This is a genomic window from Ruminococcus albus 7 = DSM 20455 (assembly GCF_000179635.2).
Taxonomy (GTDB): Bacteria; Bacillota; Clostridia; order Oscillospirales; family Ruminococcaceae; genus Hominimerdicola; species Hominimerdicola alba.
Window position 1 is genome coordinate 3,303,718 of sequence record NC_014833.1, and the last position, 24,387, is coordinate 3,328,104.

The window sequence follows — 24,387 nt, forward strand, 5'->3', positions numbered from 1 at the left end:
ACAAAGGATAAGAATGAAGCACTCCGGCTGTTAGTAAGCAGATGCCTGTATGATAATATAGCTCGGGGATTGCTGGCTGGTCGACGGTTTGGTTCTGGGACATAGCTTTGTGAGCTTTCGCCCCTCGTTCCTCGGGTCAAGCCGTCAAAGACGCTTCGCTGTTTGACGGCGTGCGCGGCAATAATTTACGGACAAAGTTTGTGCGGGTGGATTAGTTTTGCACACGCTCGGAATTTTGTTATTGCCGCGCATTTTTGACAGGACGGTTAGTTTGCTGTGCTCTTATAGATCGCTATGTATTTTTGTTTTGCGCCTTGATGCGAGGGCTCTGCCCTCGCGCTCCCGCAAGCTTTTCGCGAAAAGCTTGACCAAAAGCTCGGTTCGCGGCTCGGTTTGTCTGATGCGTCAGTTTGTTTCCGCGCCTATATCCGATAATTTATCCATCTGTGTCTTTACTTTTATAAAATAGTATGGTATAATAAATTTATCTGATGCCCCATGCACCTGTCAATTAGTTTTTTACAGTCATATGCATGGGTGTTATCGCGGTAAATATTTTTTCACCCGAAATTATTTGAAAGAGGTAATGACTATGTCAACTAACAGCTATGAATCCCCCTTCTGCACAAGGTATGCCAGCAAGGAGATGCAGTATATCTTCTCCGCTGACAAAAAGTTCACCACATGGAGAAAGCTCTGGGTAGCACTGGCAAGGGCTGAGATGAAGCTGGGTCTTAATGTAACTCAGGCACAGGTGGATGAGCTTGCCGCTCACATCAACGATGTTGATTACGCTAAGGCTGCTGAGTATGAAAAGAAGTTCCGCCACGATGTTATGGCTCACGTACATACCTATGGTGAGGTTTGCCCCAACGCCAAGGGCATAATCCACATGGGTGCGACTTCCTGCTATGTAGGTGACAACACCGATGTCATCATCATGCGCGATGCTCTGACTATCGTTAAGAGAAAGCTTGTTAAGGTAATTGACCAGCTGGCTAAGTTCGCTGACAAGTACAAGAACCTGCCTTGTCTGGCTTACACACACCTCCAGCCCGCACAGCTGACTACCGTGGGCAAGAGAGCTACTCTCTGGTGCAACGAGCTGGTAATGGACCTTGAAGACCTTGATTTCCAGCTCGGCAGACTGAAGCTGCTGGGTTCAAAGGGTACAACAGGTACTCAGGCTTCATTCATGGAGCTTTTCCACGGCGATACCGACAAGGTAAAGGAGCTTGAAAAGCTGATAGCTGAGGAAATGGGCTTTGATGCAGTTGTTCCCGTATCGGGTCAGACCTATTCCAGAAAGGTCGACTTCGCTGTATGTCAGGTACTGGCTGCTATCTCACAGAGCGCTATGAAGTTCGGCAACGATATAAGACTTCTCCAGTCCTTCAAGGAGATAGAAGAACCGTTTGAGAAGACCCAGATAGGTTCTTCCGCTATGGCTTACAAGCGTAACCCCATGAGAGATGAGAGAATCTGCTCACTGGCAAGATACGTTATGTGCGACGTACTGAACCCTGCATTCACAGCAGGTACACAGTGGTTCGAGAGAACACTGGATGACTCCGCTAACAAGCGTATCTCCGTAGCTGAGGCTTTCCTCGGTGTTGACGCTATACTCAACATCATGCTGAACGTTACTGACCCCGAGAACGGTCTGGTGGTATACGACAAGATCATCACCAAGAGAGTTATGGCTGAACTGCCTTTCATGGCTACCGAGAATGTAATCATGGACGCTTGCGAAAAGGGCGGCGACAGACAGGAGCTTCACGAGCATATCAGAGAGCTTTCCATGATAGCAGGTGCTCATGTTAAGCAGGACGGTCTTGACAATGATCTTGCTGACCTCATCGCGGCTGACCCGATCTTCAAGGTAACAAGAGAAGAGCTGGCTGAGATAATGAAGCCCGAGAACTACATCGGCAGATGCCCTCAGCAGGTAGATGAGTTCATAGCTAACGTTGTAAAGCCAATCATCGATGCTAACGGCGTATCGGACGATGTTGCAGAGATAAACGTATAATATAAAGACAAATATTCAAAAGCTGAAAGCCTCCCCTGCCGAGATAATGCTCACGGGGGACGGCGCTGCTTTTTATAAGATATGAAAGACAGTACTTATTTCGATAGTATAACTCCCTGCGGTGAGAACTGCACCGGATGCAAAAATAAGCAGAATGGCAGATGCAGGATATTTGCTTGTGCAACAGAGCACGGTGCCGTGTTCTGCGGTGTGCGGAAAGTTTCCGTGAGATAAATTTCTCACATGGAAACATGACCCCGTATCGGAATTGAAAAAACTTGCAAAAGAATACAGAAAATATACATGAGAACCAAAATGAGAAGAAGATACGATAACAACGGCTATTATGGCGGAAAGGTCTGCCCGAAATGCGGGTATCCAGGCTGTCAGATAGTAAATGAAACCACCACAACAGGTGGAGATTACGGCGTTTGCAAAGGTCTGTGCGGTTTTATGCTGCTTCACAATCCCGTGGGACTGCTGTGCGGTCTTTGCGGAATGAAAACCAAGACAACTACCCGCGCTTACTGGGCTTGCCCAAGCTGCGGAAAGAAATTCAAGGTATGACCGAGAACAGAAAGCAGGAACTCTGGGTGAAAGCCATGGAGTGCGGTGCGATGTACGGTTGTCATCAGCGGGCGGACAGAAGCTTTTTTCTGGGGCAGTGGCAGTTCCCTGTGTGTGCGAGATGCACGGGGGTAATGATAGGTCACTTTATCGGATTTCACCTTGCTTTGAAAAAGCGGAAATCCTCATGGGCGGCGGTATGCTTTTGCGAAGTCATGCTGGCGGATTGGGTATTGCAGGCAATGAAGATAAAGGGATCCACCAACACAAGGCGGCTGGTGACAGGTATTGCAGGCGGTCTCGGGACAGCTGTGCTGTACTTCAAGGTATGGCGGAGGATACTTTCAGCGGTACACATTCAATTTTCTACTAAAGAGTGATATAATGGATATAACTAAATATCAGAAAGCGGCGGACGAGATACTTGACCGCCTTATAAATGCCATGCGTGGCGGCAGGGCGGAGATACACCCTCAGTCGCTGATATGTGCGGTGGGCGCACTGGCGGGATACTCCTGTCAGAAAGATGTGCGCGTGATGTTCATGAAAAAGAACGGTCTTTCGGAGGACAAGGTGTTCATGATAATGACCGACAAGCAGGGCAGGAAATTCTATTTCGGAGACCTTATAAACGAACCTCTCGTCAACGAGAAGTATTCGGTGTGGTCGATGATAGGCGGCGCTGTAAAACAGCACGGCGGTAAACTGCCCGATGTGAACGACATATTCCGCTACATATCCTACACCGTGGGTGGCGAGAATTTCGGAAAGCCCCGCGCCTGCGAAATTGGCGATGATATGGGCATCTACCTGAAACAGCTGTGGCTCCCCCTTAATGAGATAGCAAGCAGGTATGCCGAGGACGGCGAGCTGCATATCATATACGGCATTGCTCTGCAAAAGGCGGTATACGCGGCAGGCAAGCAGATGGACGTCACCGAGGCGGCGCGGATAGCTATGGAGAGCGCCGTCAGCATGAGCAAGGTGGATTACAACAGTTATTGCAAGTAAAAAATTTCAGACCCGAACTTCGGGACTGACTTATTATAGTAAACGAAAGGACAGATACTAATGAAGATCGAAACTAAATGTTTGCATGAGGGATATACCCCCAAGAACGGAGAACCCAGAGTTGTGCCCATAGTACAGAGCACTACTTATGTGTATGACTCCACCGATGCTGTGGCTGCGGTATTTGATGACCCCACCCTCAGCCTTATTTACGGACGTTTTGAGAACCCCACTACTGACGCAGTTGAAAAGAAGATCGCTGCTCTCGAGGGCGGTGTGGCAGCTATGTGTACTTCTTCCGGTCAGGCTGCTTCCCTCTGCTCGATACTGAACATCTGCGAGAGCGGTGACAGCTTTATCGCTTCTACCGCTATATACGGCGGCACTATCAACCTGTTCAGCATAACACTGAAAAAGCTGGGCATCGAGTGCATATGGGTAGACCCAGACTGCACAGAGGAAGAGCTTATGGCTGCATTCAAGCCCAACACCAAGCTGGTATTCGGTGAGACAATCGCTAACCCCTCACTGACTGTACTTGATATCGAAAAGTTCGCAAAGGCTGCACACGCTAACGGCGTTCCGCTGATAGTTGACAACACCTTTGCTACACCTATACTTTGCAGACCTATAGAGTGGGGTGCTGATATCGTTATACACTCCACATCAAAGTACATGGACGGCCATGCAGTACAGGTAGGCGGCGTTATCGTTGACAGCGGCAAGTTCGACTGGACAGCAAGCGGCAAGTTCCCCTGCATGACTGAACCCGATGAGAGCTATCACGGCACTATTTACACCGAGAAGTATCCTTTTGCACCTTTCATCGTAAAGGCTCGTATGCAGCTGATGAGAGACTTCGGCTGCTACCCTGCTGCTAACTCCTCTTTCCTGCTGAACCTCGGTCTGGAAACACTGCCTGTACGTATGAAGCAGTATGTTGAGAACGCTAAGATCGTAGCTGAGTACCTGAACAATAACGACAAGGTCGAGAGCGTGTTCTATCCCGGTCTGGAGGGCAACAAGTACTATCCTCTGGTACAGAAGTATCTGCCTCTTGGTGCTTCTGGCGTTATCAGCTTCTCTATCAAGGGCGGCAGACCTGTTGCTGTCAAGTTCATGGATAGCCTGAAACTTGCTTCCAACGAAGTTCACGTTGCAGATATCCGTACCTGCGTACTGCACCCCGCTTCTGCTACACACAGACAGCTGACCGATGAACAGCTGGTAGCCGCAGGCATCGACGGCGGTATGATAAGATTCTCCGTTGGTCTTGAAAACGTTGAGGATATACTGGACGATCTGAAGCAGGCATTTGCGGCTATCTGATCGATAGTTTAACTTATTATTTTGGGGAGACCATGAAAGAATTGATATTCTATCTATTAACATTATCTTCTCTGCTATTATCTTTGCCCGGAAATTATAAGCACTATAAAAACAACAACAAAAATATGTACAGATATATAATTATTTTTCAGGTCATTTTTATAATAGTAAATATCTTGTTGATAATTAAGACTTTGTTTTCCCGAGCTTTTTGATGAGGAGATAAAATGAGATATTTTATTATGATTTTTATATTATCATATCCCCGTTATTTAATGTCATCTATAATACGTATTCTGTGCGTTGGCATTATTCACTATTTTGCGGCAAAGTATTTTTGGGGCATAGATAGTATTGTTTTTACTGTGGTCATAGCTCTGCTGGCAACAATTATTGTACACGGTGTTTCAACATTTCGCGGAGTGAAAAGTACCAAGAAAGAATATGAATTAATGACCAGAATAGAAGCAGAAGCAAAAAATGGCAGTTTATCCGCTGAAACAATGAAAGAACTTGAAGAACATCTGAATAATATGGAGCCCAGCGGCATCAATATACCTTTTATAAATACGTTTGTTGTCGTTCTTGCCGGATATTATCAGAAAAATGCAGAGTTTAACAAGGCAATGGATATACTGGATAAATTCAGCAAAGCCACACTTGATGACCCAAGCATCACCGATACGGGCATAATGGAGTACTATTCTTTTCGTATCACAGCTTGCAGTTATCTGAACGAAACAGATAAGCTTGAAAGCTACTATAACGATGCCATGAAGTTCATTGACAGCAAAAAGAAGAAAAATGATCTAATAAATGTATCCATAAAATGTTTTAAGATAAATCGTGCGATCGCAAACGGTGATATCGATGAAGCAGAAACTCTTACATCACCGCTGCTTGAAAGCGATAAAAGTGATGATGTTGCAGGGGCTTACATTTTTATGGCGCGATGCGCCGCAAAGCGCGGTGACAAGCAGAAAGTCTGCGAGTATTTAGACAAAGCCGCAGAACTCGCTGTCAAAGGTATGGACAAAAATACTCTTGAACTGCGCAAAGAGTATATCCTATCCCAAATGGACTGAGGGAACATGACCTCATCAAACATGAAAAAGGCTGTTGAGATCACTCAACAGCTTTTTTGTATACTGTGCACAGAAACAGCACAAGATATTTACACAGCTGTCCCAAAAAGCGAACATCAAATCTGAAAGTTATTCAGCGAATAACTGAAATAATGCGATGATACTTGAATAATCCGACAGAATATGATATAATGTTATTTTAGAATGTTATAAATTAACGATCAGATTCTATATAATAAAAAGGATGTCATATATTGGAAAATATCACTAAAAACCGCGAACAGTATAAGCGGCTGCTGAACTTTATCGCTGCACTTGTGATAATCCTGTTCTTTGTAATGGGCTTTTCATATGTGTGGTATAACCATTATAACAACAAGATGCATGACCCGTTCTGGAGGTACGGCAACTTCCTGATGATAGGCATCTACTGTGTACTGTACACGACATTCACAAGTCTGTTCAACGGGTTCAGGCTGGGATATTCAAAATTCATAGGACTTTTCGGCTCACAGGTGCTGGGCATAGTCAGCACCAATGCCTTGGAAATGGTGCTGATCGCACTTATAGGGCGTAACCGAATGGATCTATCCCCCATGGCGGTGCTTGCTGCGATACAGCTTGTATTTGCTTTTCCGTGGAGCTTTGCATTTACGATGATATACACCAAGATGTATCCGCCGAGACGGCTGCTGATAGTTTACGGAAATTCCAACGCAAAATACCTTGTAAACAAAATGGCGCAGCGTACTGACAAGTACAATATATGTGCGGCTGTAAGCTGTGATGAGAGCCTTGAGGAGATAGAACGGCGCATACTCAGGTATGAGGGCACTATAATAACCGATATCCCGGGTGATCTGAGAAACAAGCTGGTGAAATTCTGCTTTGAGCATTCCATACGCACCTATATCAACCCCAAGCTTTCTGATATAATAATCCGCGGTGCTGACGACTTCCACCTGTTTGATACTCCCCTGCTGCTTTCCAGGAATGACGGTCTGAAATTTGAACAGCGCATGATGAAAAGGTTCTTCGATATAGCACTGGCAGGAATAATGCTTATAGTGCTCATGCCCTTCATGCTGATAACCGCCCTGATCATAAAGCTGTATGACGGCGGTCCTGTGTTCTACTCACAGGTAAGGCTCACCACAGGGGGACGCAGATTCAAGGTACTGAAATTCAGGAGCATGATAACCGATGCTGAGAAAAAGGGTGGTGCAAGGCTGGCATCCGAAAACGATGACCGCATAACCCCCGTGGGAAAGATAATCAGAAAGATACGCTTCGATGAACTTCCGCAGCTGATAAACATACTCAAAGGCGATATGTCCTTTGTGGGACCCCGTCCCGAACGTCCCGAGCTGGCGGAGAGATATGAGCTGACAATGCCCGAATTCAAGTACAGGCTGAAAGTAAAAGCAGGGCTGACAGGCTATGCTCAGATAATGGGCAAGTACAACACCACCCCATACGACAAGCTGAAGCTCGACCTTATGTATATCGAACACCAGTCGATCAGGGAAGACCTGAGGATAATACTGAGTACAGTACGTACTGTATTCGTACCCGATGCTACGGAGGGCGTTGACGATGACAAGCCCATAGAAACAAGGCGTGATCTCATAGGACATGATTTCAGCAAGGATCTGGGCATGACCGAGGAAGAGGTCGTTGAATACGAGGAGGAGAACGGGCTCCCGAAAAGATAGACTATAAACGGCGGAACGCACTGGCGCTCTGCCGTTTTTGGAGGACAGATATGAAAGAACAGTATTCACGAAGCGAACTGCTGCTTGGCAGCGAAGCTATGGATAAACTTAAAAACAGCCGCGTGGCAGTATTCGGTGTAGGCGGTGTAGGCGGTTTTGCCGTTGAGGCACTGGCACGCTGCGGTGTGGGCACCCTTGACCTTATTGACAATGACACCGTAAGTATCACCAATATCAACCGTCAGATAATCGCACTGCACAGCACCATAGGCAAGCTGAAAACAGAAGTCGCCGCAGAGAGGGTGCATGACATCGACCCCGATATAAAGGTGAATGTCCACAGCTGCTTCTTCATGCCCGATACGGCTGACAGCTTTGATTTTACACAGTATGACTATGTAGTTGACGCAATCGACACCGTTACGGGAAAGATAGAGATAATAATGCGTGCAAAGGCTGCAGGTGTCCCTGTGATATCCGCCATGGGTGCAGGCAACAAGCTTGACCCTGCCGCATTCAGGGTGACTGATATATACAAGACCAAAGGCTGTCCCCTTGCAAGGGTAATGCGCCGCGAACTGAAAAAACGGGGTGTTGAAAAACTGAAAGTGGTATACTCCGAGGAAGAACCAATCACACCCCGTAAAAACTCCGAAGAACCGCAGAACGGCAGACGTTCCGTTCCCGGCTCGGTATCATTTGTCCCCTCCGTGGCAGGACTGATACTTGCAGGCGAAGTGATAAAGGATATCATCGGCTGAGAAAAAAATTCAAAAAAAGGCTTGCATTTTTTTTCGATATGTGGTATAATAATTAAGTTGATAAGTCGCTGTAGCTCAGCTGGATAGAGCGGCCGCCTCCTAAGCGGCAGGCCGGAGGTTCGAATCCTCTCAGCGACGTTTTCCCCGGAGTTTTTGCTTCGGGGATATTTTTTTGCCCACATAAAATGCCGGGGAAAACATCTTCCCCGGCATTATTTGCTATTTATTGAATTCTCCGTTCATAAACTCCACCCTGGCTGCCAGCCATTCATGGAGATAGTCGGCTGCCTCCTCCTGGGTCTTGCAGTTCTTTGCTCTGTCGGTGAGCTCGTTTGCAAAATCATCGTTGTGGACAAGATTGTCCCAGCGGGAGTAGTTGCGCACAAATGCATCCTTGTATTTTGTCTTATCACTGTTTATGGTATCAAGGGCATCGGTGAAGACCCCTGCATCATAGGCTGTCTTCCATTTCTCCTTTATGATATCGGTGAACCAGTCCTCGTACATCAGCACAGCCAGCCACGGATTTATGGTATCATACGCACCGCCGCCGCTTGCTCCGCCGTTTACATCGGGTACTATATTTGCGGCATAATAGCCTGTACCGTCAGCGCATCTGTCCTTATTGCCAAGCCCCGAATCGAAATCCCACGGTGCTTCAAAGGTCAGTTTCTTATCGCCCTTCTCTCCGAAATCAGCATCCATGAAAAAGCTTGACCAATAGATATCCGCATCGCAGGTAAGCTCGCTGACGATGTACATATCAGCAAGAGAATCCACATTGACAACCTTTTCTACAGCCTCGCGGGGAGTTAGTTCATCTGACTTTGTGATCTTGGAGAAGCTGTCATCGAACACCCATGCTTCGTCATCATAAGCAGCGCGGTACATTATGTTGTATACATTGTTGGTGAAATTTGCTATGAAATCGTGCTGTTCCTGAGAATAGATATCGCTCTTGATAGTGATGCCCACATCCTCCTTGGGATCCTCAGGATCTCCGCTGCCGAGTGCCTGCATGGTCCTGCCGCTGCCGCCTTTGCCGTCATAGGGTGTGAGCGGCGCGTTATCGTTGTAGTCAACAAAGAAGCTGTGCAGCTCGTCCTCGTTGTAGAAATAGCCGTCGAACTCCATAAAGTAGCCGATATCTGTGCCCTTGTAGTCCTTCTCGGCTTCGGTGATATCAACTCTTTCAGGTGATATCTGCTGCTGTTCGGTCAAAAGATACACGCCCCAGTAGGTACCGTTGATCATCACATCCACAAGCTTTGCATCAGCCGCATACAGCCCGTCCTTTTCAAGTATTCCTCTTGCCATTTGCAGCGATGCCTTGTCGCGCAGCATTGAGCCGTCCTTGTATCCTGCCATGAGGAGCCAGTTCTTCATTTCAGCACCGTCATTGAGCCCGAACAGGGACTGCTTTTCATCGAACTTTATCCTCAGAGGCTTTTTATCGTATGTGGTCGTCCAGTTGCCGCGAACCTTGACATTACCTCGAATACCTTCGGATACAGGCTTTGCATCTTCATCATACAGCGTTATGGTGCATTCCTTGTAATAAGGCTCGGGAGGTATCTTGTAGCCAGGTGTCCAGCTTGCTATCAGCTCGGAAACATGGGGTGCCACAGGGTCGGTCACGAAACCAAGTGAGCCTTTTTCATCACTGTCATCGGTGACTATGGATATAGTCGCTATACCTGCGGCAGCATCCACCTTCGGCTGCTCCTCGGCTGCCAGTGCAGCAGAAGATGGCTCTTTATCCTTTGCATCAATGCCCGAGCATCCTGCCATTGACATAACTATCATCAGAGCTGCAGCTGCGCTTATGAGTCTTTTCATTCCTGTTCCTCCGTTCTATCGTTATTTGTCAGCTTCCATAGTTTACTGCGGGAGCGTTTTCCGCATTCACTTATGATATCCAGTACCGCCAGAGTGCGTATGCATTTTCCTGCGGTATCTTTATTTACACGGCATAGCTTTGCAAACTCAGCCGATGTAAAGCTTTCGGGTAGTCCGTCGGGCAGAAGGGGCATTATATCCCCGGGGCAGGATATGACTATCTCATCTGTCATATCCACGGGAAGCTTATCCAGCTTTTTCACCCGTCTGCCTGCGGCGGGTATGCGCGTTTCCTCAACAGTCAGCACTGGGAAACGCACTGTGATATTTTCATCTTTAAGATATTTGCGTATACCGTACAGCTCGGCTATGCCATGCCATACATTCTGCTTTTTAGGGGATAGCCTGCGGGATATGAGTTCACCGCTTTCGGGGTCGATAGCCATAAGGTACTTCCTTTCCTCAATGGGGTATACCACCGTTACCCTGCACAGGGGCAGAAAGGCTTCCAGCTTGCGTTCAAGACGGTACAGCGCCCTTGTCTGTATCTCGATGACTCCGTCCTCGGAAACTGCATCTGCCACAAATCCGCCGATAGGTATCTCCTTGCTTTCATCACCGCCGCCGTAGTACTCTTTGAGTACTGCATGGAGGGTCTTTTCCGAAAGAGTGCCTATACCGTCACGCCGATGTTCATCAAGAAGTTTTTTTCTAGCGGCGGCAAAGCGAAGCTTATCCACGATACTCACCGTTTATAAGCTTACGGTAAGCCCCGGGAGCTTTGCCTGTACGTTCCTTGAAACGGTGCATGAAGCAGACCTCGTTCTCATAGCCGCAGAGGTTCGCTATCTCACGCACAGTAAGTGCAGTGGAGGAAAGATAGTACTGTGCTGTCCTTATCTTGGCAGATAAAAGATCCTCATAACTGCTTATACCGAATCTGCTGCGGTACAGCTGCTGGAAATGTGAGGGGCTTAGTCTTACCCTTTCGGCAAGCTGGGCTACCGAGGTGAACTGCCCCGGATTTGCATACATATCGGCACGCAGACTGTCAAGCAGCTCTGCATGGGGATCAATCTGTGTGCCGCGGGGTTCATCCGACTGCTCGGATATCTTCATCAGCAGCATCTTTATAAGCGCAGAAGAATAATCATCCTTGTTCGGTGAGGTGGAAAGCTGCTCACGGCTCAGCATACGCAGCAGTTCCTCCGCATCCCCTATCCTGCGCGGAACAAGCAGCTTATCGTATATTATACGGCTGTCGCTGTCAATATCATCCATATCATAGTGAAGAAAATGATTGACATAGCTGCCGCATATCGCGCGGTAATACTGAGGGCTGCCCTTGCTGTAAATTATAGCGGTATCCGGAGATACGGTCATATCCCTGCCCCCAAGGGTGAGTAAGGCATCAGTTTTGAATATGATAAGTAAGCAATCCCCCGAGCCATTGGGGCGGTCTATTGAAAAATCAGCTGTGTGATGCATATCTAGTCCGATATTATGAAGTCTGTACAATGTGTGTCGCACCTTTCTGAATAAATACAAATAGTAGGATAAGTAAGTACAAAAATATTATACATCATTGAAATCATTTTGTCAATATGTTATATTGTAATTACTGAATACGATGCGCGGACGTTCGCGAATACAGATAAACAGGAGGTATACCGACATGAAAAACTTCAAGATGCTTATCAATGCCGACGATAAGACAGGTCATATCAAGCCCGAGATATACGGACATTTTTCCGAACATCTGGGAAGATGTATTTACGGCGGTATCTACGTGGGAGAGGATTCATCAATACCCAATATACATGGTATAAGAAAAGACGTTATCGAGGCTTTCAAGCAGATAAAGATGCCTGTTCTCCGCTGGCCCGGCGGATGCTTCGCTGATGAGTACCACTGGAAGGACGGCATAGGCGAGAAGTCTACCCGTAAGAAAATGGTAAATACCAACTGGGGCGGAGTCGTTGAGGATAACAGCTTTGGAACCCATGAGTTCATGGAGCTCTGCGAGCTGGTAGGCTGTGAGCCTTATATCGCAGGCAACGTAGGCAGCGGCACCGTTCAGGAAATGGCTGAATGGATAGAGTATATGACCTTCGACGGCATATCCCCCATGGCTGAGCTCAGAAGAAAGAACGGCAGAGAGAAGCCCTGGAAGCTGAAGTACTTCGGCATAGGCAACGAGAACTGGGGCTGCGGCGGAAATATGCGTCCCGAGTACTACCTCGACCAGTACAGACAGTACCAGAGCTACTGCAAGAATTACAGCGGCAACGAGCTGTTCAAGGTAGCCTGCGGTCCCGGAGGCGGCGGAGAAGACTGGTACCACTGGACTCAGGTGCTGATGAAGGACCTTAATCCCGATCAGGTACAGGGCATATCCTTCCACGCTTACAACGTGCCCAACTGGGTAGACAAGGGTTCGGCTACCGAATTCAACAATGACGATTACTATACCATACTCAACCTGGCAAACTACGTTGACGTTATGCTGACCAGACATACCGAGATAATGAACCGCTACGATCCCGAGAACAAGATCGGTCTTATCATGGATGAATGGGGCAACTGGTTCAATGTTGAGCCCGGCACAAATCCCGGATTCCTCTACCAGCAGAACACCATGCGTGATGCTATCGTTGCGGCTATACAGCTGAATATATTCAACCGCCACAGCAAGCGCGTCATCATGGCAAACATCGCACAGGTAGTAAACGTTCTGCAGGCTATAATCCTCACCGAGGGCGAGAAGCTGATAAAGACCCCCACATACCATGTATTTGATATGTTCAAGGCTCATCAGGATGCAGACTGCGTATACTGCTACACCGAGAACGAGAACTGCTGTGACGGCAAGCTGACACCTATGATCTCTTCATCCGCTTCCGTTAAGGACGGCGTTATGACCATCACTCTCGCAAACTGCTCTATCGACGGTGATGCTGAGATAAGCTGCGATATCTGCAACTTCGATGCTAAGAAAGCAAAGGCAAAGATACTCACCGAGGATGTACACGCTTTCAACACCTTCGACAATCCCGAAAAGGTATCTATCAAGGCTCACGATGTCAAGCTGGAAAACGGCAGGATAACTGTAAAGCTCCCTGCTTGCTCGGTAGTTGAGATCACACTGAACTGACTATTCTCCAAACTACATATAAACACTACACAAAAAAAGCAGGTGCATCAGGCATCTGCTTTTTTTGTAGGTAATGCTTTTTTTACAGGGATCCTCGGGAGCTTTGGCAGCTCCTTATCAGCCAGTACCTCCTCAAGACCCGAGATAACTGCCCTTTTGCCGTATGAGGCAAGCTGCGACAGCGCCTTCTTTGCCACAGAACGCTGCTCCGGGGGCAGACGTTTCAGTGCACCGAGTATAGCTGTAATGGATCTGCGCTTGTTGCTGCTGAGTTCGTTGAAAGTTTCACCCTCAGCCGCTTCAAGCACTGAAAATACTGCATCCACGAATCCGTGGCGTTCACTTTCATCCAGTGATGATATCCAGCCTGTCATGGTCTTGTTGACGAATACGCCCAGCTTGGACAATTCCTCGGCATATTCAAATCCGCATCGGTTGACCTGCCATGTATAGGCGATATGCTGTGAAAGTCCGCCTGCACTGCTTTTGACTATGCGGTTCTCGGAACTGCATGAAAGCAGCTGTCCCACCAGAGAGGACTGGGGTATCACGCTTATCACACGATCGGTGACAGCAAGGTATTCCTTTGAAGCTGCTACCTCCTCTACGAATCCGGGGCTGTCAAAGGCGAATATCGCCCTTACCCTTTTGCGCACAGTCTCATTACAGAAGGCGGTGGAATATATAGCGAGATTTCCTCCCTTTGAATGTCCGCCGAAAACGAGTACAGCATCACCGTCAGTAAAATTATCGTTGATATACTTTACCGCCATGCTCTGTGAAGCTGTTTCCTGCATAAAGCTGAAATTCATATCCTCCTTCCAGCCTGCAAGGGTACTGTCGGTACCGCGGAAAGCCACATAGGTGAAACAGTCAAATATACAGGTAAGGGCTGCAAACTGAAGATCACGCGAGGAGTCTACCTTGTTTACATAGCCGCACAGCCGCATACCATCGAATCTGCGTGAAGCTGCCAGTTTTTCAACAAGCTCCACGTCCTGATCGTAGCTGACTATACGAAGCTCCTGCGGTACCTTTTTTGCATCAAAGCTGTCACGCAGCTCTGCAATAGTTATGGTCTTATCTATACCCGCCGGGATGATACCCTCCGCGGGGAAATAGCTCAGCTCAGCAAGAATAAGGGCATCTACTGCATTGAAGGACGACGCCGAAAACGGCAGATCGCCGCGCCAGTCAAGATAATCAAGAATATTTGCCATGCCGATCACCTCCGTTATTATTATAACATATATTGTTCAAAATGTAAAGATAATATGTATAAAAAATCGCCTCCGAATTACCGGAGGCGAAATATGTAAATATTTTTTATTTCAGCGATTTTACTGCAGCTTTCCTGTCCTCAACCCCGAATATATAAGTACCCGAAACAAACACGTTGGCACCTGCCTCGCGGCAAAGCTTTACGGTCTGTCCGTTGATACCGCCGTCGACTTCAATATCGACCTGCGGACGTCCCATACTGTCGAGCAGATAACGTATCTCGCTGATCTTTTCAAGGGTATCGGGGTTGAATTTCTGTCCGCCGAATCCGGGTTCAACCGTCATAACAAGTACCATATCCACGCTTTCAAGATAAGGCTTTACTGCCGAAACAGGTGTCCCGGGCTTTATGGATATGCCTGCACTTTTTCCGTGGGCATGGATCTTGTCGATGACTGCCTGCGGATCGCTTGCAGCTTCAAGATGGAAGGTGATCATATCCGATCCCAGCTCCGCATAATCGTCGATATAGCGAATGGGGTCGGTTATCATCAGATGAGTGTCCAGCGGTATTCCTGCCGCTTTTTTTACACATTTCAGCACAGGGGTGCCGAAGCTTATATTGTTTACAAATACGCCGTCCATGACATCACAGTGGAGCCAGTCAGCGCCTGCCTTTTCAATGCTTTCTATCTCGTTTTTCAGGTCTGCCAGATCGCAGCCCAGAAGAGAAGCCGATACAAGATCTTTCATATTTACACAACCTTACCTTTTTAATTCGTTTTTTATAATACTCCCTTTTTACAAAAGTGTTCCTTCAGGATCTATCACAGAAAAACCATACGCTTTTAAAAATTTTACAACGCGATTGACTGCACTGTCTTCAGATCCGCTTGAATAACCCAAAAGTCCGCTTTTTCCACCGCTTGAAACAACTTCAACAAATATTTGATCGATAGTTTGTTCAACAATTACTGTCAAAGTAAGGGTAGAGCTTATTCTGTGATAATAATCTTCAGCTATAAAGATCATTACTTTCCGTTTTGGTTCAATGATCTTTTTTATAAAAACACCGTCTCTGGAATCAGTATTTGAATAAAACCAATCAGTCAAAGTTTTTTCTATGTCAATGCTATACTGTGAAATCAATTTAGTTTTTTTCATATTATCCTCCAAAGAATCCCAATGTCATATTAACGGCACAAAAGTCAAAAGGGAATTATATTACTTTCCAAAAGAGATGTCAAGCACCGAAAACGTCTGCTGACTTATCCCGAATTATTTTCTTATCTGACCGTTGCCTGTTACGATGTACTTGGTTGTGGTCATCTCACGCAGACCCATAGGTCCTCTTGCGTGGAGCTTCTGAGTTGATATACCCAGCTCAGCACCCAGACCGAACATCTCACCGTCGGTGAAACGTGTGGATACATTTACGTATACAGCCGCAGCGTCGATACGCTTGGTGAATTCCTGAGCGGAGAACAGGCTCTCGGTAACTATGCACTCAGAATGTCCTGTGCTGTACTTTGAGATATGCTCGATAGCCTCAGCCAGATCATCAACTACCTTTATGGATATGATGTAGTCAAGGAACTCGGTAGCATAGTCATCCTCATCAGCGGGAACTACGCAGTCGCCAAGTATCTGCCTTGTCATCTCACAGCCGCGTATCTCAACATTGTGCTCGTCAAGACGCTTCTTCAGCTTGGGCAGGAACTGTTCGGCAACATCACGGTGTACAAGACAGCTTTCCACTGCGTTGCATACCGAGGGGCGCTGTGTCTTTCCGTTATCAACGATATCAACAGCCATTTTCAGGTCAGCGGATGCATCAACATATACGTGGCAGTTGCCTGTACCTGTTTCGATAACAGGAACAGTAGCTGTCTGTACAACAGCCTTGATAAGCTGTGCGCCGCCGCGGGGAACGAGTATGTCGATGTACTTGTTAGCTGTCATCATATCGTGAGCGATGCCTCTGTCGGTATCCTCAACCAGCTGGATTATATCGGGATCGAAACCTGCCCTCTTTACTGCAACACGCATGAGGTCAGCCAGACATTTGTTTGAGTTTATAGCTTCCTTGCCGCCGCGGAGGATAACTGCGTTGCCGCTTTTAAGGCTGAGTATAGCCGCATCAACAGTAACGTTGGGGCGAGCTTCGTATATCATGCCAACAACGCCCATAGGTACGCGGACTCTCTCTATCTTCATGCCGTTGGGACGAGTGCTTCCGTCGATCACCTCACCCACGGGATCGGGATACTTTGATAGTGCTTCGCAGGCATTTGCCATGCTTTCTATCCTTGCATCGTTCAGTGCAAGTCTGTCCAGCAGGGATTCGCTCATCTTGCGTATCCTGCCGTTTTCAAGGTCAACTGCGTTAGCCTCGATTATCTCCTTCTTGCTGTTGCGGAGGATATGTGCTATCTCCAGCAGTGCATCATTTTTCATGTCAGATGAAGCGAAAGCGATAGTACCCTTGGCTGCCTGCGCTCTCTGACCCAGTGTGTCGATGTAACCCATAATTAACGCTCCTTTCAAGCATCATTTATTCTGTTTTTCAGCGATATCCGTATATACAGTACACGCCGTTTTCTTCTTCGTAAGGTATGGAATACTTTTTCAGTATATCTTCAAGTTCTTTCCCCGCATCAATTATCTCGGGGGCAATAAGTTTACCGCGCACCTTTTGGGTGCATGGTCGTATCTTCACCCATTCAAGTGCAAAGGCACCGTTGAACAAGCCTTCGTATAAATACGCTTCATACCAGTTTATTTCCTCGGTGCATGGCTCTTCATCTGTGATAAATTTCACTGTATACGGCGGCTGAAACGGCATTTCGTTCATCATAGCCTGCCGCAGTATATCCCACTTTTCCTTGCTCAGACAGTTTTCAAGACCTTTCGTCTGTGCCGCCCGAAAAGCTTCTGATTTAAGTTCGTCAGCAGTCATGATACACCTCGGTTCAAAGTCCCAGTATCGTAAAGCACCCGCAGTTCTCAAATGCGTCTTCCACCCAGATGGCAGCTTCATCGGTTATCTCTTTGACTATTCCGCCTTTCTTTTCGGCAAGACGGCAAACTTCCTCCCACTTTTCGGGATAGATAAGGTTCTCGCCGCAGTCATCGTAATCAGGCAGGACGTTTTTCAGTATCTCTTCCAGCCCGCAGGTATACATTATATCGTCATGCAGGAATATGGAACCGTCGTTATGGTAGCGGTCGCCCTTATCCCAGTCCCATTCGCCTTTGAAAAACTCATAATATACAGTGCTGACGCGCTCATTATTATGGACGAAATACTTCATGCTATCCCTCCTGTGCGGTGCTTTTTGTTTTTGTGTTCCCGCCGCGCTTCATATGCCGAAACAGTGCGTATATCCCGTAACCTGCCATAACGCCTGCGGTGTTCAGAATAAGGTCGTCGATATCGCTCGCCCTTACCGCAAAGGGCAGCTGCAATATCTCTATGCAAAGTGACATCCCTGCACCTGCCGCAGTTACTTTCCAAAAGCTGTCAAGACGTTTGAAAAGTATGGGCAGTATTATTCCGCTAGGTATGAACATCATAACGTTGCCTGCGATATTGAGAAGTATATCAACAGGGTCGATGTAATCGAGGATATTCACGAAAGGGATCATATTTATCCTCAGAGGTAGGATATTCGCGGTATCGAATTCCAGCGGCAGCACCCTGCCGTTATTTATCTGCATCGGAAAAAATGTTATCCTCAGCAGCACAGCTAAATTCACATACATCAAAAGCATCATAAGTTCGCGCTTGATACCGAACTTCTTGTTCTTTAAAGCCAGCACCGCTCTTATGATGACCCACAACACCGCGAATACTGTCTCGGTTGGTATAAACGGTATGTATATCACTATTCTTCAACTATATCGCTGTCACTGCTTTCATCGACAGCAGGCACTTTTTTCTCGTCAGGTGAACCCTTAGCCTTGAACCTTGTGCCCAGACTACCTGTTTCAAACAGGTAGTACAGATTATCGGGGTTCTTGCCGTTTAAGATTATCATATCTATGCCGCTGTTCACAGCGATCTCGGCTGCATTTATCTTAGTTATCATACCGCCTGTACCCATCTTGGTGCCTGCACCGCCTGCCAGTTTCCTGATATCGTCGGTCAGTTCTTCAACTACGGGTATCAGCTTGGCATCGGGGTCAAGGCGCGGATCGGCATCGTAAAGTCCGTCGATATCGGACATTATTATCAGCAGATCTGCATTTGCTATCTTAGCCACGGTAGCCGCCAGAGAATCGTTCTCGCCTACTTCGAGTTCAAGTTCGTCTATAGCAACAGTGTCATTCTCGTTGACTATCGGTATAGCGCCCAGCTGTATAACTCTTTCCAGAGCGTTCTGAACGTTCTGTCTTCTGTCCTCTAACAGCACGAACTTTGTCAGCAGAAGCTGTGCCACATTTATGCTGTATTCAGCAAAAAGCTTGTCGTAAAGATACATCAGCTCGCACTGACCCACAGCCGCACACGCCTGCTTTGTGGGGGTATCCTTTGGTCGTTCCACCAGACCTATCTTGGACATACCCAGACCGATAGCGCCGCTTGACACGAGTATTATCTCATGTCCCGCATTCTGCAGGTCTGCCAGATTCTTTACCAGACCTTCCACACGCCTTATGTTAAGTCTTCCCGTACGGTGTGTAAGTGTGGATGTCCCCACCTTTACGACAACTCTTTTCTTATCTTTTAAATATGACATTTATCTCTACCTCTTTCGTCGGTATACTCAAAGTATCTCCCCAAGATTCTCGTATACGAATTCCTGTGCCGTCCTCGGGAAAAGAACGGTCTTGTAAGTCCTGTTGAGGGATGAGATCTTCTCCCTCTCGATTATACCTGCCTCATCGGAAAGTATGGTGGCAGCCAGACGCTTCTGTCCGTTCTCCACCTTTTCCGTCAGGTAGTTCTCGTTTATCAGCCAGCTTTTTATAGCCTCACTGACAGGCTTCTTATCGGCGCTTAGTCCCAGCTGAGTGAGTATCTCATCACACATCTGCGGCAGCGATAACTCCTCATCGGTGCCCTGCAGACCTTCTGCGCCGTTCTTTATCATATCAGCCAGACTGCCTCCTTCGGCATTATCTGACTGCATATCTTTTCTTTCAGGGTGTTCGCGGAGGTACTTCTGTATCTCTACGATGAAGTACATACCGTACCTTTCCTGCTTTACCTTGCCCACACCGGGCACTTCAAGGAAATCGCTCTGCGTTACGGGCATCTTCACGCACATCTCACGCAGTACGGAATCTCCGAAAACTATGTATGCAGGCACAGATATCTCCGCCGCCAGTTTCGCACGCAGCTTTCTCAGACGTTCAAACAGCTCTCTGTCGAAGGCTGTAACACCGTGTTCCTTCTTCTTTATAACAGGTTCTTCCTTGCTGTGCTTAGGCAAACGCATACTTACCTTTTTATTCTGCATCAGCACCTCGGCTGACTTTCGTGTAAGCACAAGGGTATTGTGCTCGCCCTCAGTGAGATAGCCCTCAGCCTGTAAATACTGTATCTCCGAGCGTATCTGCGCTGTGGATACATCTTTCATTATCGAATAGGTGGAAAGGGTATCCAGTCCGAACTGCTTTATCTTTGCATTTGCTGAACCCTTCAGCACCGCCGATACCACCACCGCACCGAAGTGCATATTCCTCTGGTGCAGTCTGTATACGCAGGAAAGTATCTTCTGCGCATCAACGGTTATATCCGTAAGTTCTGTCTCTCCCAGACAGTTAGAGCAGTTTCCGCAGGTACACTTACGCTTTTCTCCGAAATAATCCAGTATGAACTGACGCAGGCATCTGCCCGTGTTGCAGTAGTCCGTCATACTGCGCAGCTTCTGCAGGTCACGCTTGCGGACAAGTTCACTGGTATCATCATCAAGCTCTGAATTATCCCTTGAATTTTCTATAAGAAATTTATTTGTTACTATATCCTTTGCGCTGTAAAGCAGTATACACTTTGCCTCGCTGCCGTCACGTCCCGCACGTCCTGCTTCCTGATAATAATTTTCAATATTCTTGGGCATATTATAATGCAGTACAAAGCTGACATTGGATTTATCTATACCCATGCCGAATGCATTGGTCGCCGCTATGAGGTCTACGCGGTCATAGATGAAATCATCCTGATTCTTTTTTCTCTCCTCCGCCGAAAGCCCTGCGTGATAGCGGGTGCATGGTATGCCGTCAGCAGTGAGTTTTTCACTGACCTCATCCACCGCTTTTCTGGTGGCGCAGTAGATTATCCCGCAGCTGCCCTTGTTTTCAAGCACTATCTTTTTAGCGGCAGCATACTTGTCCTTAGCGTGTGTGACCCCGAAATACAGGTTCTCACGGTCGAAGCCCGTGGTCACACATACGGGATCGTCAAGTCCCAGCAGCCTTGATATATCAGCCCTTACCTGGTCCGTCGCCGTCGCCGTGAAAGCGCCTACCGTCGGACGGTACGGCAGCTGTGAAAGAAACTCCGATATCCTCAGATAGTGTGGTCTGAAATCCTGTCCCCACTGTGATACGCAGTGAGCCTCATCAACAGCCACAAGGGATATCCTGACATTTCTTGCCAGTTCCATAAAAGAAGGCGTACACAGCCTTTCGGGGGCAACATAGATAAGCTTATACATTCCCCTTGAAGCATTGGCAAGAGCAGTATTGTACTGCTGCATCGTCAGGGAGGAATTCAGATAAGCCGCCCTTACACCGGATTGTATAAGGCTGTTGACCTGATCCTTCATCAGTGATATCAGCGGAGATATGACAATCGTTATGCCGTCAAGCATCAGCGCGGGTATCTGATAGCACATGGATTTTCCTGCACCTGTAGGCATGATACCGACAGCATCATGTCCGCTGAGGAGCGCATCTATAAGGGGAAGCTGTCCCCCGCGGAAATCCGTATGTCCAAAGAAGTCGCGCAGCACGCTGTATTTATCCGAAAAATCGGTCATTGTATCATCAGCTCTTTCCGGGATTGGCTATAGTGCCGCCTGCATTAACAGGAGCAGCTATACTTATAAATATACGTACACAGTATATTATATCACAATCAGAATAAAAATGCAAGATATAAGAAAGCACAAGGAAAGGTATCGTAAATGCTGATAGTTTTTATACGTTCATTAATACTTTATTTTGTCATCATGGCGGCTGTCAGGCTGATGGGCAAGCGTCAGATAGGTGATCTTCAGCCGTCCGAGCTGGTGATAACCATGCTGCTGTCAAATGTGGTAACACTTACAGTAGAGGATATAAGCATACCCATGATGATGGGCATAGTCCCTGTATTCACTCTGGTCAGCATAGATGTGATAATATCCTTCCTGTGCCTGAGGTACCGCAGGATACGGCGCACTGTCAGCGGTTCGGCAAAGCTTATCATAGCCGACGGAAAGATAGACCAGAAAGTCATGCGTGAGCTCAGGTTCACCACAGACGATCTTATGGCGGCACTTCGCGCCCAGCAGGTGTTCGACCTGAAGGATGTCCAGTTCGCTGTCGCTGAAACTACAGGCACTATATCTGTGTGTCCGAAGAAGACCGCCTCGCCACCCACAGCCGAGGATATGGGCATACACCTGAAAAACAGCGACCCTCCCGTTATGGTGATAAGCGACGGTGAGATATCAATGTCAGCGCTGGATCATCTGGGGCTTGATGAGGTATGGCTTGACAGAGTGATAAAGACACAGGGTACAGATATGGGAGAGATATTCATAATGACAGCTGAGAGCGCCTCGGATTATACCATCATAAAAAAGGAGATACCGAAATGAAAAGACTGGTGATAAGCATACTGCTGCTCACACTGATACTGGCAGCAGGGATATCCTCCGCAGTATATGTAAACAGCTTCGATAAGAGCATTCAGCTGCTTTGCAGCAAGATCAGAGCAGAGGCAGTCATGGGAGAGGACACCGTAAATGATACGGCAAAACTTTGCAGTATGTGGGGAAGCCACAGTAAGGTGCTCGCTTTTATAGATAATTCCTCGAACGTCACGGCAGTATCAGCTGAGATATCAAAACTTCCCGCCCTGGCAGAAACAGGTTCCGAAGACCTTATCGTGCAGATAGATAATGTATCAGAACTATGCCGCCGGCTTTCTGAAAGACAGATACTCCATATACGATCGCTGCTGTAAATTTCAGAAAAACAGAATATTTCAAATTAAAACACAAATCTATCACATAATTGTTTTATAATGTATCATGTGTTATTGCATAATTATTTTGAATCAATAGGTTTTCAGACCCGGTGAGGAAAGGATAGATAATATGATAAAAAAGATGACAGCCCTTCTGCTGGCACTGGCTATATGCACAAGCGCTATGGCAGGATGCAGCAATAAAAAGGATAAGGACAAGAAGTCCGCAAACGATGCCGATACTACCGCAGCAGAGGATGAAGCAGCAGGTCCCGCAAAGGAAGAGGTACTGCCTGAGCCTTCGCTGACCATAGACGGCGAGAAGATAGATACCACAGATTATGTTATGTGCAATATCGCAGGTATTGATGTTACCTTCGATGAATTCAGGTTCTACTATTTTACGAACCTGGCTCAGTACAAGCAGTTCGGTATAGATGAGAATGACCTGAAAAGCAATCCCGAAACTTATCAGAAGTTCCTGGATTACGTCATAAGCGCTATCAAGAATGAACTTGTTACCGATAAGCTTGCTGCAGACAACGAGATAGTTCTTGACGAAGAGGATCAGCAGGTAATTGACGGAAACGTAAACAAGTGCAAGGCAGATTACGGCAACGAGGAGGAATTCCAGAAGGAGCTGAAAAGATCATACCTTACCTATGATGTTCTGCAAAAGATGTTCGTAAGAGCACAGACCTACAACAAGGTCATGGATACACTGTTTAAAAATGGCGGAAAGTACGCAACTACCGAGGAGGATTTCCTGAAACTGGTACAGGATCCCGAGCAGTATGCACATGAAGTTCATATCATGATACCCTTCTATTCACAGGTAGACCTTGATGACAGCACAGCTGCCACCTTTGATGATATGACACTTTCCCAGAAGGTAAACGCCAAGAACTCCGCATACAACGCACTCGACGCAGAGGCCAAGACAGCTGCCAACGAAAAGGCAAAGGCAGTAGCTGAGGAAGTTCTGAAGCTTGCTCAGGACGGTGAGGATTTCACCAAGCTGGTAGAAGAGTACAACTGGGATAGCGGCATGGAGGAAGATCCCAAGAGGGGCTACTACATGAAGCGCGACAACACAGGAGATTTCCCCAAGGAGTTACTTGAAGAAGCTTTCTCCCTCAAACCCGGTCAGATATCTGACAAGGTGGTAGAAAATCCTACTTACGGTTATTTCATAATAAAGCGCCTTGAGCCTGATATGAACTATATAAAAGAAAACATCGACAGCCTCATAGCAGCCAACGATAATCCTGCTATACAGGCGAAGTTCAGCGAAGTGCTCGAAAGCATGAACGTGACCTACTGCGGTGTATGGGACAAGCTCACATTTGACAGCATAACCTGATGATACTTTACCGCATAAGGCGGTACTTATACATAACTTTATAACATTGAACGGGGGATAGCTTTTCTGAAGAAAGGTTATCCCCCGTAAACGTATCCGCCAGAAAAAACAGGGGGCAGCCGTGTTTG

Annotated in this window: 24 protein-coding genes and 1 tRNA gene; 13 read left to right on the forward strand and 12 right to left on the reverse strand. The window is 47.1% G+C overall.

Annotated elements, in window-relative coordinates; all coding sequences use genetic code 11:
* Nucleotides 1–592 precede the first annotated feature (592 nt).
* The 9 genes from purB (at nucleotide 593) to RUMAL_RS14935 (ending at nucleotide 8,638) form a co-directional block, all read left to right on the forward strand.
* Nucleotides 593–2,032, forward strand: coding sequence for an adenylosuccinate lyase (purB, locus tag RUMAL_RS14895; RefSeq protein WP_013499510.1), 1,440 nt, complete (start codon nucleotides 593–595; stop codon nucleotides 2,030–2,032).
* A 315-nt stretch (nucleotides 2,033–2,347) separates the two neighbouring features.
* Nucleotides 2,348–2,599: a hypothetical protein gene (locus RUMAL_RS14900; protein WP_013499511.1), complete on the forward strand. Its 252-nt coding sequence runs from the start codon at nucleotides 2,348–2,350 to the stop codon at nucleotides 2,597–2,599.
* Nucleotides 2,596–2,979, forward strand: a complete 384-nt coding sequence (locus RUMAL_RS14905; RefSeq protein WP_013499512.1) for a DUF2085 domain-containing protein — start codon at nucleotides 2,596–2,598, stop codon at nucleotides 2,977–2,979. Before RUMAL_RS14900 ends, RUMAL_RS14905 begins: the two co-directional genes overlap by 4 nt.
* 4 nt (nucleotides 2,980–2,983) lie before the next feature.
* Entirely contained in the window at nucleotides 2,984–3,610 is a 627-nt protein-coding gene (locus tag RUMAL_RS14910; RefSeq protein ID WP_013499513.1) for a hypothetical protein, read from the forward strand.
* Between the two features lie 60 nt (nucleotides 3,611–3,670).
* Nucleotides 3,671–4,939: an O-acetylhomoserine aminocarboxypropyltransferase/cysteine synthase family protein gene (locus RUMAL_RS14915; protein ID WP_013499514.1), complete on the forward strand. Its 1,269-nt coding sequence runs from the start codon at nucleotides 3,671–3,673 to the stop codon at nucleotides 4,937–4,939.
* A 227-nt stretch (nucleotides 4,940–5,166) separates the two neighbouring features.
* On the forward strand, nucleotides 5,167–6,024 hold the full coding sequence (locus tag RUMAL_RS14920; protein ID WP_013499515.1) for a tetratricopeptide repeat protein: 858 nt from the start codon (nucleotides 5,167–5,169) through the stop codon (nucleotides 6,022–6,024).
* A gap of 254 nt (nucleotides 6,025–6,278) precedes the next feature.
* A complete protein-coding gene (locus tag RUMAL_RS14925; RefSeq protein ID WP_013499516.1) occupies nucleotides 6,279–7,739 on the forward strand; it encodes a sugar transferase in 1,461 nt (486 codons plus the stop codon).
* Between the two features lie 50 nt (nucleotides 7,740–7,789).
* The gene (locus RUMAL_RS14930; RefSeq protein ID WP_013499517.1) at nucleotides 7,790–8,500 is read left to right on the forward strand and encodes a tRNA threonylcarbamoyladenosine dehydratase; all 711 of its coding nucleotides are present in this window, start codon (nucleotides 7,790–7,792) and stop codon (nucleotides 8,498–8,500) included.
* Between the two features lie 64 nt (nucleotides 8,501–8,564).
* Nucleotides 8,565–8,638, forward strand: a tRNA-Arg gene (locus RUMAL_RS14935).
* An 81-nt stretch (nucleotides 8,639–8,719) separates the two neighbouring features.
* On the opposite strand, the gene RUMAL_RS14940 is transcribed toward RUMAL_RS14935, so the two are convergent.
* From RUMAL_RS14940 to RUMAL_RS14950, 3 genes are read right to left on the reverse strand one after another with little or no spacing between them, the layout of a single operon-like run.
* Complete coding sequence (locus RUMAL_RS14940; RefSeq protein WP_013499518.1) at nucleotides 8,720–10,339, reverse strand: CotH kinase family protein; 1,620 nt, start codon at nucleotides 10,337–10,339, stop codon at nucleotides 8,720–8,722.
* Nucleotides 10,336–11,079 carry a DUF8091 domain-containing protein gene (locus RUMAL_RS14945; protein ID WP_013499519.1) on the reverse strand — a complete coding sequence of 248 codons (744 nt, stop codon included), beginning with the start codon at nucleotides 11,077–11,079 and terminating at the stop codon, nucleotides 10,336–10,338. Before RUMAL_RS14945 ends, RUMAL_RS14940 begins: the two co-directional genes overlap by 4 nt.
* Nucleotides 11,072–11,857, reverse strand: a complete 786-nt coding sequence (locus RUMAL_RS14950) for an AraC family transcriptional regulator (RefSeq protein ID WP_154662719.1) — start codon at nucleotides 11,855–11,857, stop codon at nucleotides 11,072–11,074. Before RUMAL_RS14950 ends, RUMAL_RS14945 begins: the two co-directional genes overlap by 8 nt.
* Before the next feature lie 157 nt (nucleotides 11,858–12,014).
* Between RUMAL_RS14950 and RUMAL_RS14955 the strand changes: the two genes are divergently transcribed.
* Complete coding sequence (locus RUMAL_RS14955) at nucleotides 12,015–13,493, forward strand: alpha-N-arabinofuranosidase (RefSeq protein WP_013499521.1); 1,479 nt, start codon at nucleotides 12,015–12,017, stop codon at nucleotides 13,491–13,493.
* 47 nt (nucleotides 13,494–13,540) lie between these two features.
* Here the strand turns inward: RUMAL_RS14955 and RUMAL_RS14960 are convergent, their stop codons facing one another.
* The 9 genes from RUMAL_RS14960 to recQ form a co-directional block, all read right to left on the reverse strand.
* Nucleotides 13,541–14,713 (reverse strand): Mbeg1-like protein, encoded by a 1,173-nt coding sequence (locus RUMAL_RS14960; protein WP_013499522.1) that lies wholly within the window; start codon nucleotides 14,711–14,713, stop codon nucleotides 13,541–13,543.
* Between the two features lie 106 nt (nucleotides 14,714–14,819).
* Nucleotides 14,820–15,467 (reverse strand): ribulose-phosphate 3-epimerase, encoded by a 648-nt coding sequence (rpe, locus tag RUMAL_RS14965; protein ID WP_013499523.1) that lies wholly within the window; start codon nucleotides 15,465–15,467, stop codon nucleotides 14,820–14,822.
* A gap of 48 nt (nucleotides 15,468–15,515) precedes the next feature.
* Nucleotides 15,516–15,878, reverse strand: a complete 363-nt coding sequence (locus RUMAL_RS14970) for a DUF6054 family protein (RefSeq protein WP_013499524.1) — start codon at nucleotides 15,876–15,878, stop codon at nucleotides 15,516–15,518.
* Between the two features lie 114 nt (nucleotides 15,879–15,992).
* On the reverse strand, nucleotides 15,993–17,243 hold the full coding sequence (locus RUMAL_RS14975) for a glutamate-5-semialdehyde dehydrogenase (protein ID WP_013499525.1): 1,251 nt from the start codon (nucleotides 17,241–17,243) through the stop codon (nucleotides 15,993–15,995).
* Between the two features lie 37 nt (nucleotides 17,244–17,280).
* Complete coding sequence (locus tag RUMAL_RS14980; RefSeq protein WP_013499526.1) at nucleotides 17,281–17,673, reverse strand: DUF6678 family protein; 393 nt, start codon at nucleotides 17,671–17,673, stop codon at nucleotides 17,281–17,283.
* A gap of 13 nt (nucleotides 17,674–17,686) precedes the next feature.
* On the reverse strand, nucleotides 17,687–18,028 hold the full coding sequence (locus RUMAL_RS14985; RefSeq protein WP_013499527.1) for a hypothetical protein: 342 nt from the start codon (nucleotides 18,026–18,028) through the stop codon (nucleotides 17,687–17,689).
* A 1-nt stretch (nucleotide 18,029) separates the two neighbouring features.
* Complete coding sequence (locus RUMAL_RS14990; protein ID WP_013499528.1) at nucleotides 18,030–18,602, reverse strand: VanZ family protein; 573 nt, start codon at nucleotides 18,600–18,602, stop codon at nucleotides 18,030–18,032.
* Nucleotides 18,602–19,456, reverse strand: coding sequence for a glutamate 5-kinase (proB, locus tag RUMAL_RS14995; protein ID WP_013499529.1), 855 nt, complete (start codon nucleotides 19,454–19,456; stop codon nucleotides 18,602–18,604). The genes RUMAL_RS14990 and proB overlap by 1 nt, the downstream gene beginning before the upstream one ends.
* Before the next feature lie 27 nt (nucleotides 19,457–19,483).
* A complete protein-coding gene (gene recQ, locus RUMAL_RS15000; protein WP_013499530.1) occupies nucleotides 19,484–21,700 on the reverse strand; it encodes a DNA helicase RecQ in 2,217 nt (738 codons plus the stop codon).
* Between the two features lie 147 nt (nucleotides 21,701–21,847).
* On the opposite strand from recQ, the gene RUMAL_RS15005 reads away from it, so the two are divergent.
* The 3 genes from RUMAL_RS15005 (at nucleotide 21,848) to RUMAL_RS15015 (ending at nucleotide 24,259) form a co-directional block, all read left to right on the forward strand.
* Complete coding sequence (locus RUMAL_RS15005) at nucleotides 21,848–22,525, forward strand: DUF421 domain-containing protein (RefSeq protein WP_013499531.1); 678 nt, start codon at nucleotides 21,848–21,850, stop codon at nucleotides 22,523–22,525.
* A complete protein-coding gene (locus RUMAL_RS15010) occupies nucleotides 22,522–22,893 on the forward strand; it encodes a DUF4363 family protein (protein ID WP_013499532.1) in 372 nt (123 codons plus the stop codon). Before RUMAL_RS15005 ends, RUMAL_RS15010 begins: the two co-directional genes overlap by 4 nt.
* A gap of 133 nt (nucleotides 22,894–23,026) precedes the next feature.
* Nucleotides 23,027–24,259 carry a peptidylprolyl isomerase gene (locus tag RUMAL_RS15015; RefSeq protein ID WP_013499533.1) on the forward strand — a complete coding sequence of 411 codons (1,233 nt, stop codon included), beginning with the start codon at nucleotides 23,027–23,029 and terminating at the stop codon, nucleotides 24,257–24,259.
* Nucleotides 24,260–24,387 lie beyond the last annotated feature (128 nt).

Excerpts from the sequence above, each read along its gene's own strand:
- purB (WP_013499510.1), top strand. The coding sequence starts at position 593 with ATGTCAACTAACAGCTATGAATCCCCCTTCTGCACAAGGTATGCCAGC.
- RUMAL_RS14900 (WP_013499511.1), top strand. The coding sequence starts at position 2,348 with ATGAGAAGAAGATACGATAACAACGGCTATTATGGCGGAAAGGTCTGC.
- RUMAL_RS14905 (WP_013499512.1), top strand. The coding sequence starts at position 2,596 with ATGACCGAGAACAGAAAGCAGGAACTCTGGGTGAAAGCCATGGAGTGC.
- RUMAL_RS14910 (WP_013499513.1), top strand. The coding sequence starts at position 2,984 with ATGGATATAACTAAATATCAGAAAGCGGCGGACGAGATACTTGACCGC.
- RUMAL_RS14915 (WP_013499514.1), top strand. The coding sequence starts at position 3,671 with ATGAAGATCGAAACTAAATGTTTGCATGAGGGATATACCCCCAAGAAC.
- RUMAL_RS14920 (WP_013499515.1), top strand. The coding sequence starts at position 5,167 with ATGAGATATTTTATTATGATTTTTATATTATCATATCCCCGTTATTTA.
- RUMAL_RS14930 (WP_013499517.1), top strand. The coding sequence starts at position 7,790 with ATGAAAGAACAGTATTCACGAAGCGAACTGCTGCTTGGCAGCGAAGCT.
- RUMAL_RS14940 (WP_013499518.1), bottom strand. The coding sequence starts at position 10,339 with ATGAAAAGACTCATAAGCGCAGCTGCAGCTCTGATGATAGTTATGTCA.
- RUMAL_RS14955 (WP_013499521.1), top strand. The coding sequence starts at position 12,015 with ATGAAAAACTTCAAGATGCTTATCAATGCCGACGATAAGACAGGTCAT.
- RUMAL_RS14960 (WP_013499522.1), bottom strand. The coding sequence starts at position 14,713 with ATGGCAAATATTCTTGATTATCTTGACTGGCGCGGCGATCTGCCGTTT.
- rpe (WP_013499523.1), bottom strand. The coding sequence starts at position 15,467 with ATGAAAGATCTTGTATCGGCTTCTCTTCTGGGCTGCGATCTGGCAGAC.
- RUMAL_RS14970 (WP_013499524.1), bottom strand. The coding sequence starts at position 15,878 with ATGAAAAAAACTAAATTGATTTCACAGTATAGCATTGACATAGAAAAA.
- RUMAL_RS14975 (WP_013499525.1), bottom strand. The coding sequence starts at position 17,243 with ATGGGTTACATCGACACACTGGGTCAGAGAGCGCAGGCAGCCAAGGGT.
- RUMAL_RS14980 (WP_013499526.1), bottom strand. The coding sequence starts at position 17,673 with ATGACTGCTGACGAACTTAAATCAGAAGCTTTTCGGGCGGCACAGACG.
- RUMAL_RS14985 (WP_013499527.1), bottom strand. The coding sequence starts at position 18,028 with ATGAAGTATTTCGTCCATAATAATGAGCGCGTCAGCACTGTATATTAT.
- proB (WP_013499529.1), bottom strand. The coding sequence starts at position 19,456 with ATGTCATATTTAAAAGATAAGAAAAGAGTTGTCGTAAAGGTGGGGACA.
- recQ (WP_013499530.1), bottom strand. The coding sequence starts at position 21,700 with ATGACCGATTTTTCGGATAAATACAGCGTGCTGCGCGACTTCTTTGGA.
- RUMAL_RS15005 (WP_013499531.1), top strand. The coding sequence starts at position 21,848 with ATGCTGATAGTTTTTATACGTTCATTAATACTTTATTTTGTCATCATG.
- RUMAL_RS15010 (WP_013499532.1), top strand. The coding sequence starts at position 22,522 with ATGAAAAGACTGGTGATAAGCATACTGCTGCTCACACTGATACTGGCA.
- RUMAL_RS15015 (WP_013499533.1), top strand. The coding sequence starts at position 23,027 with ATGATAAAAAAGATGACAGCCCTTCTGCTGGCACTGGCTATATGCACA.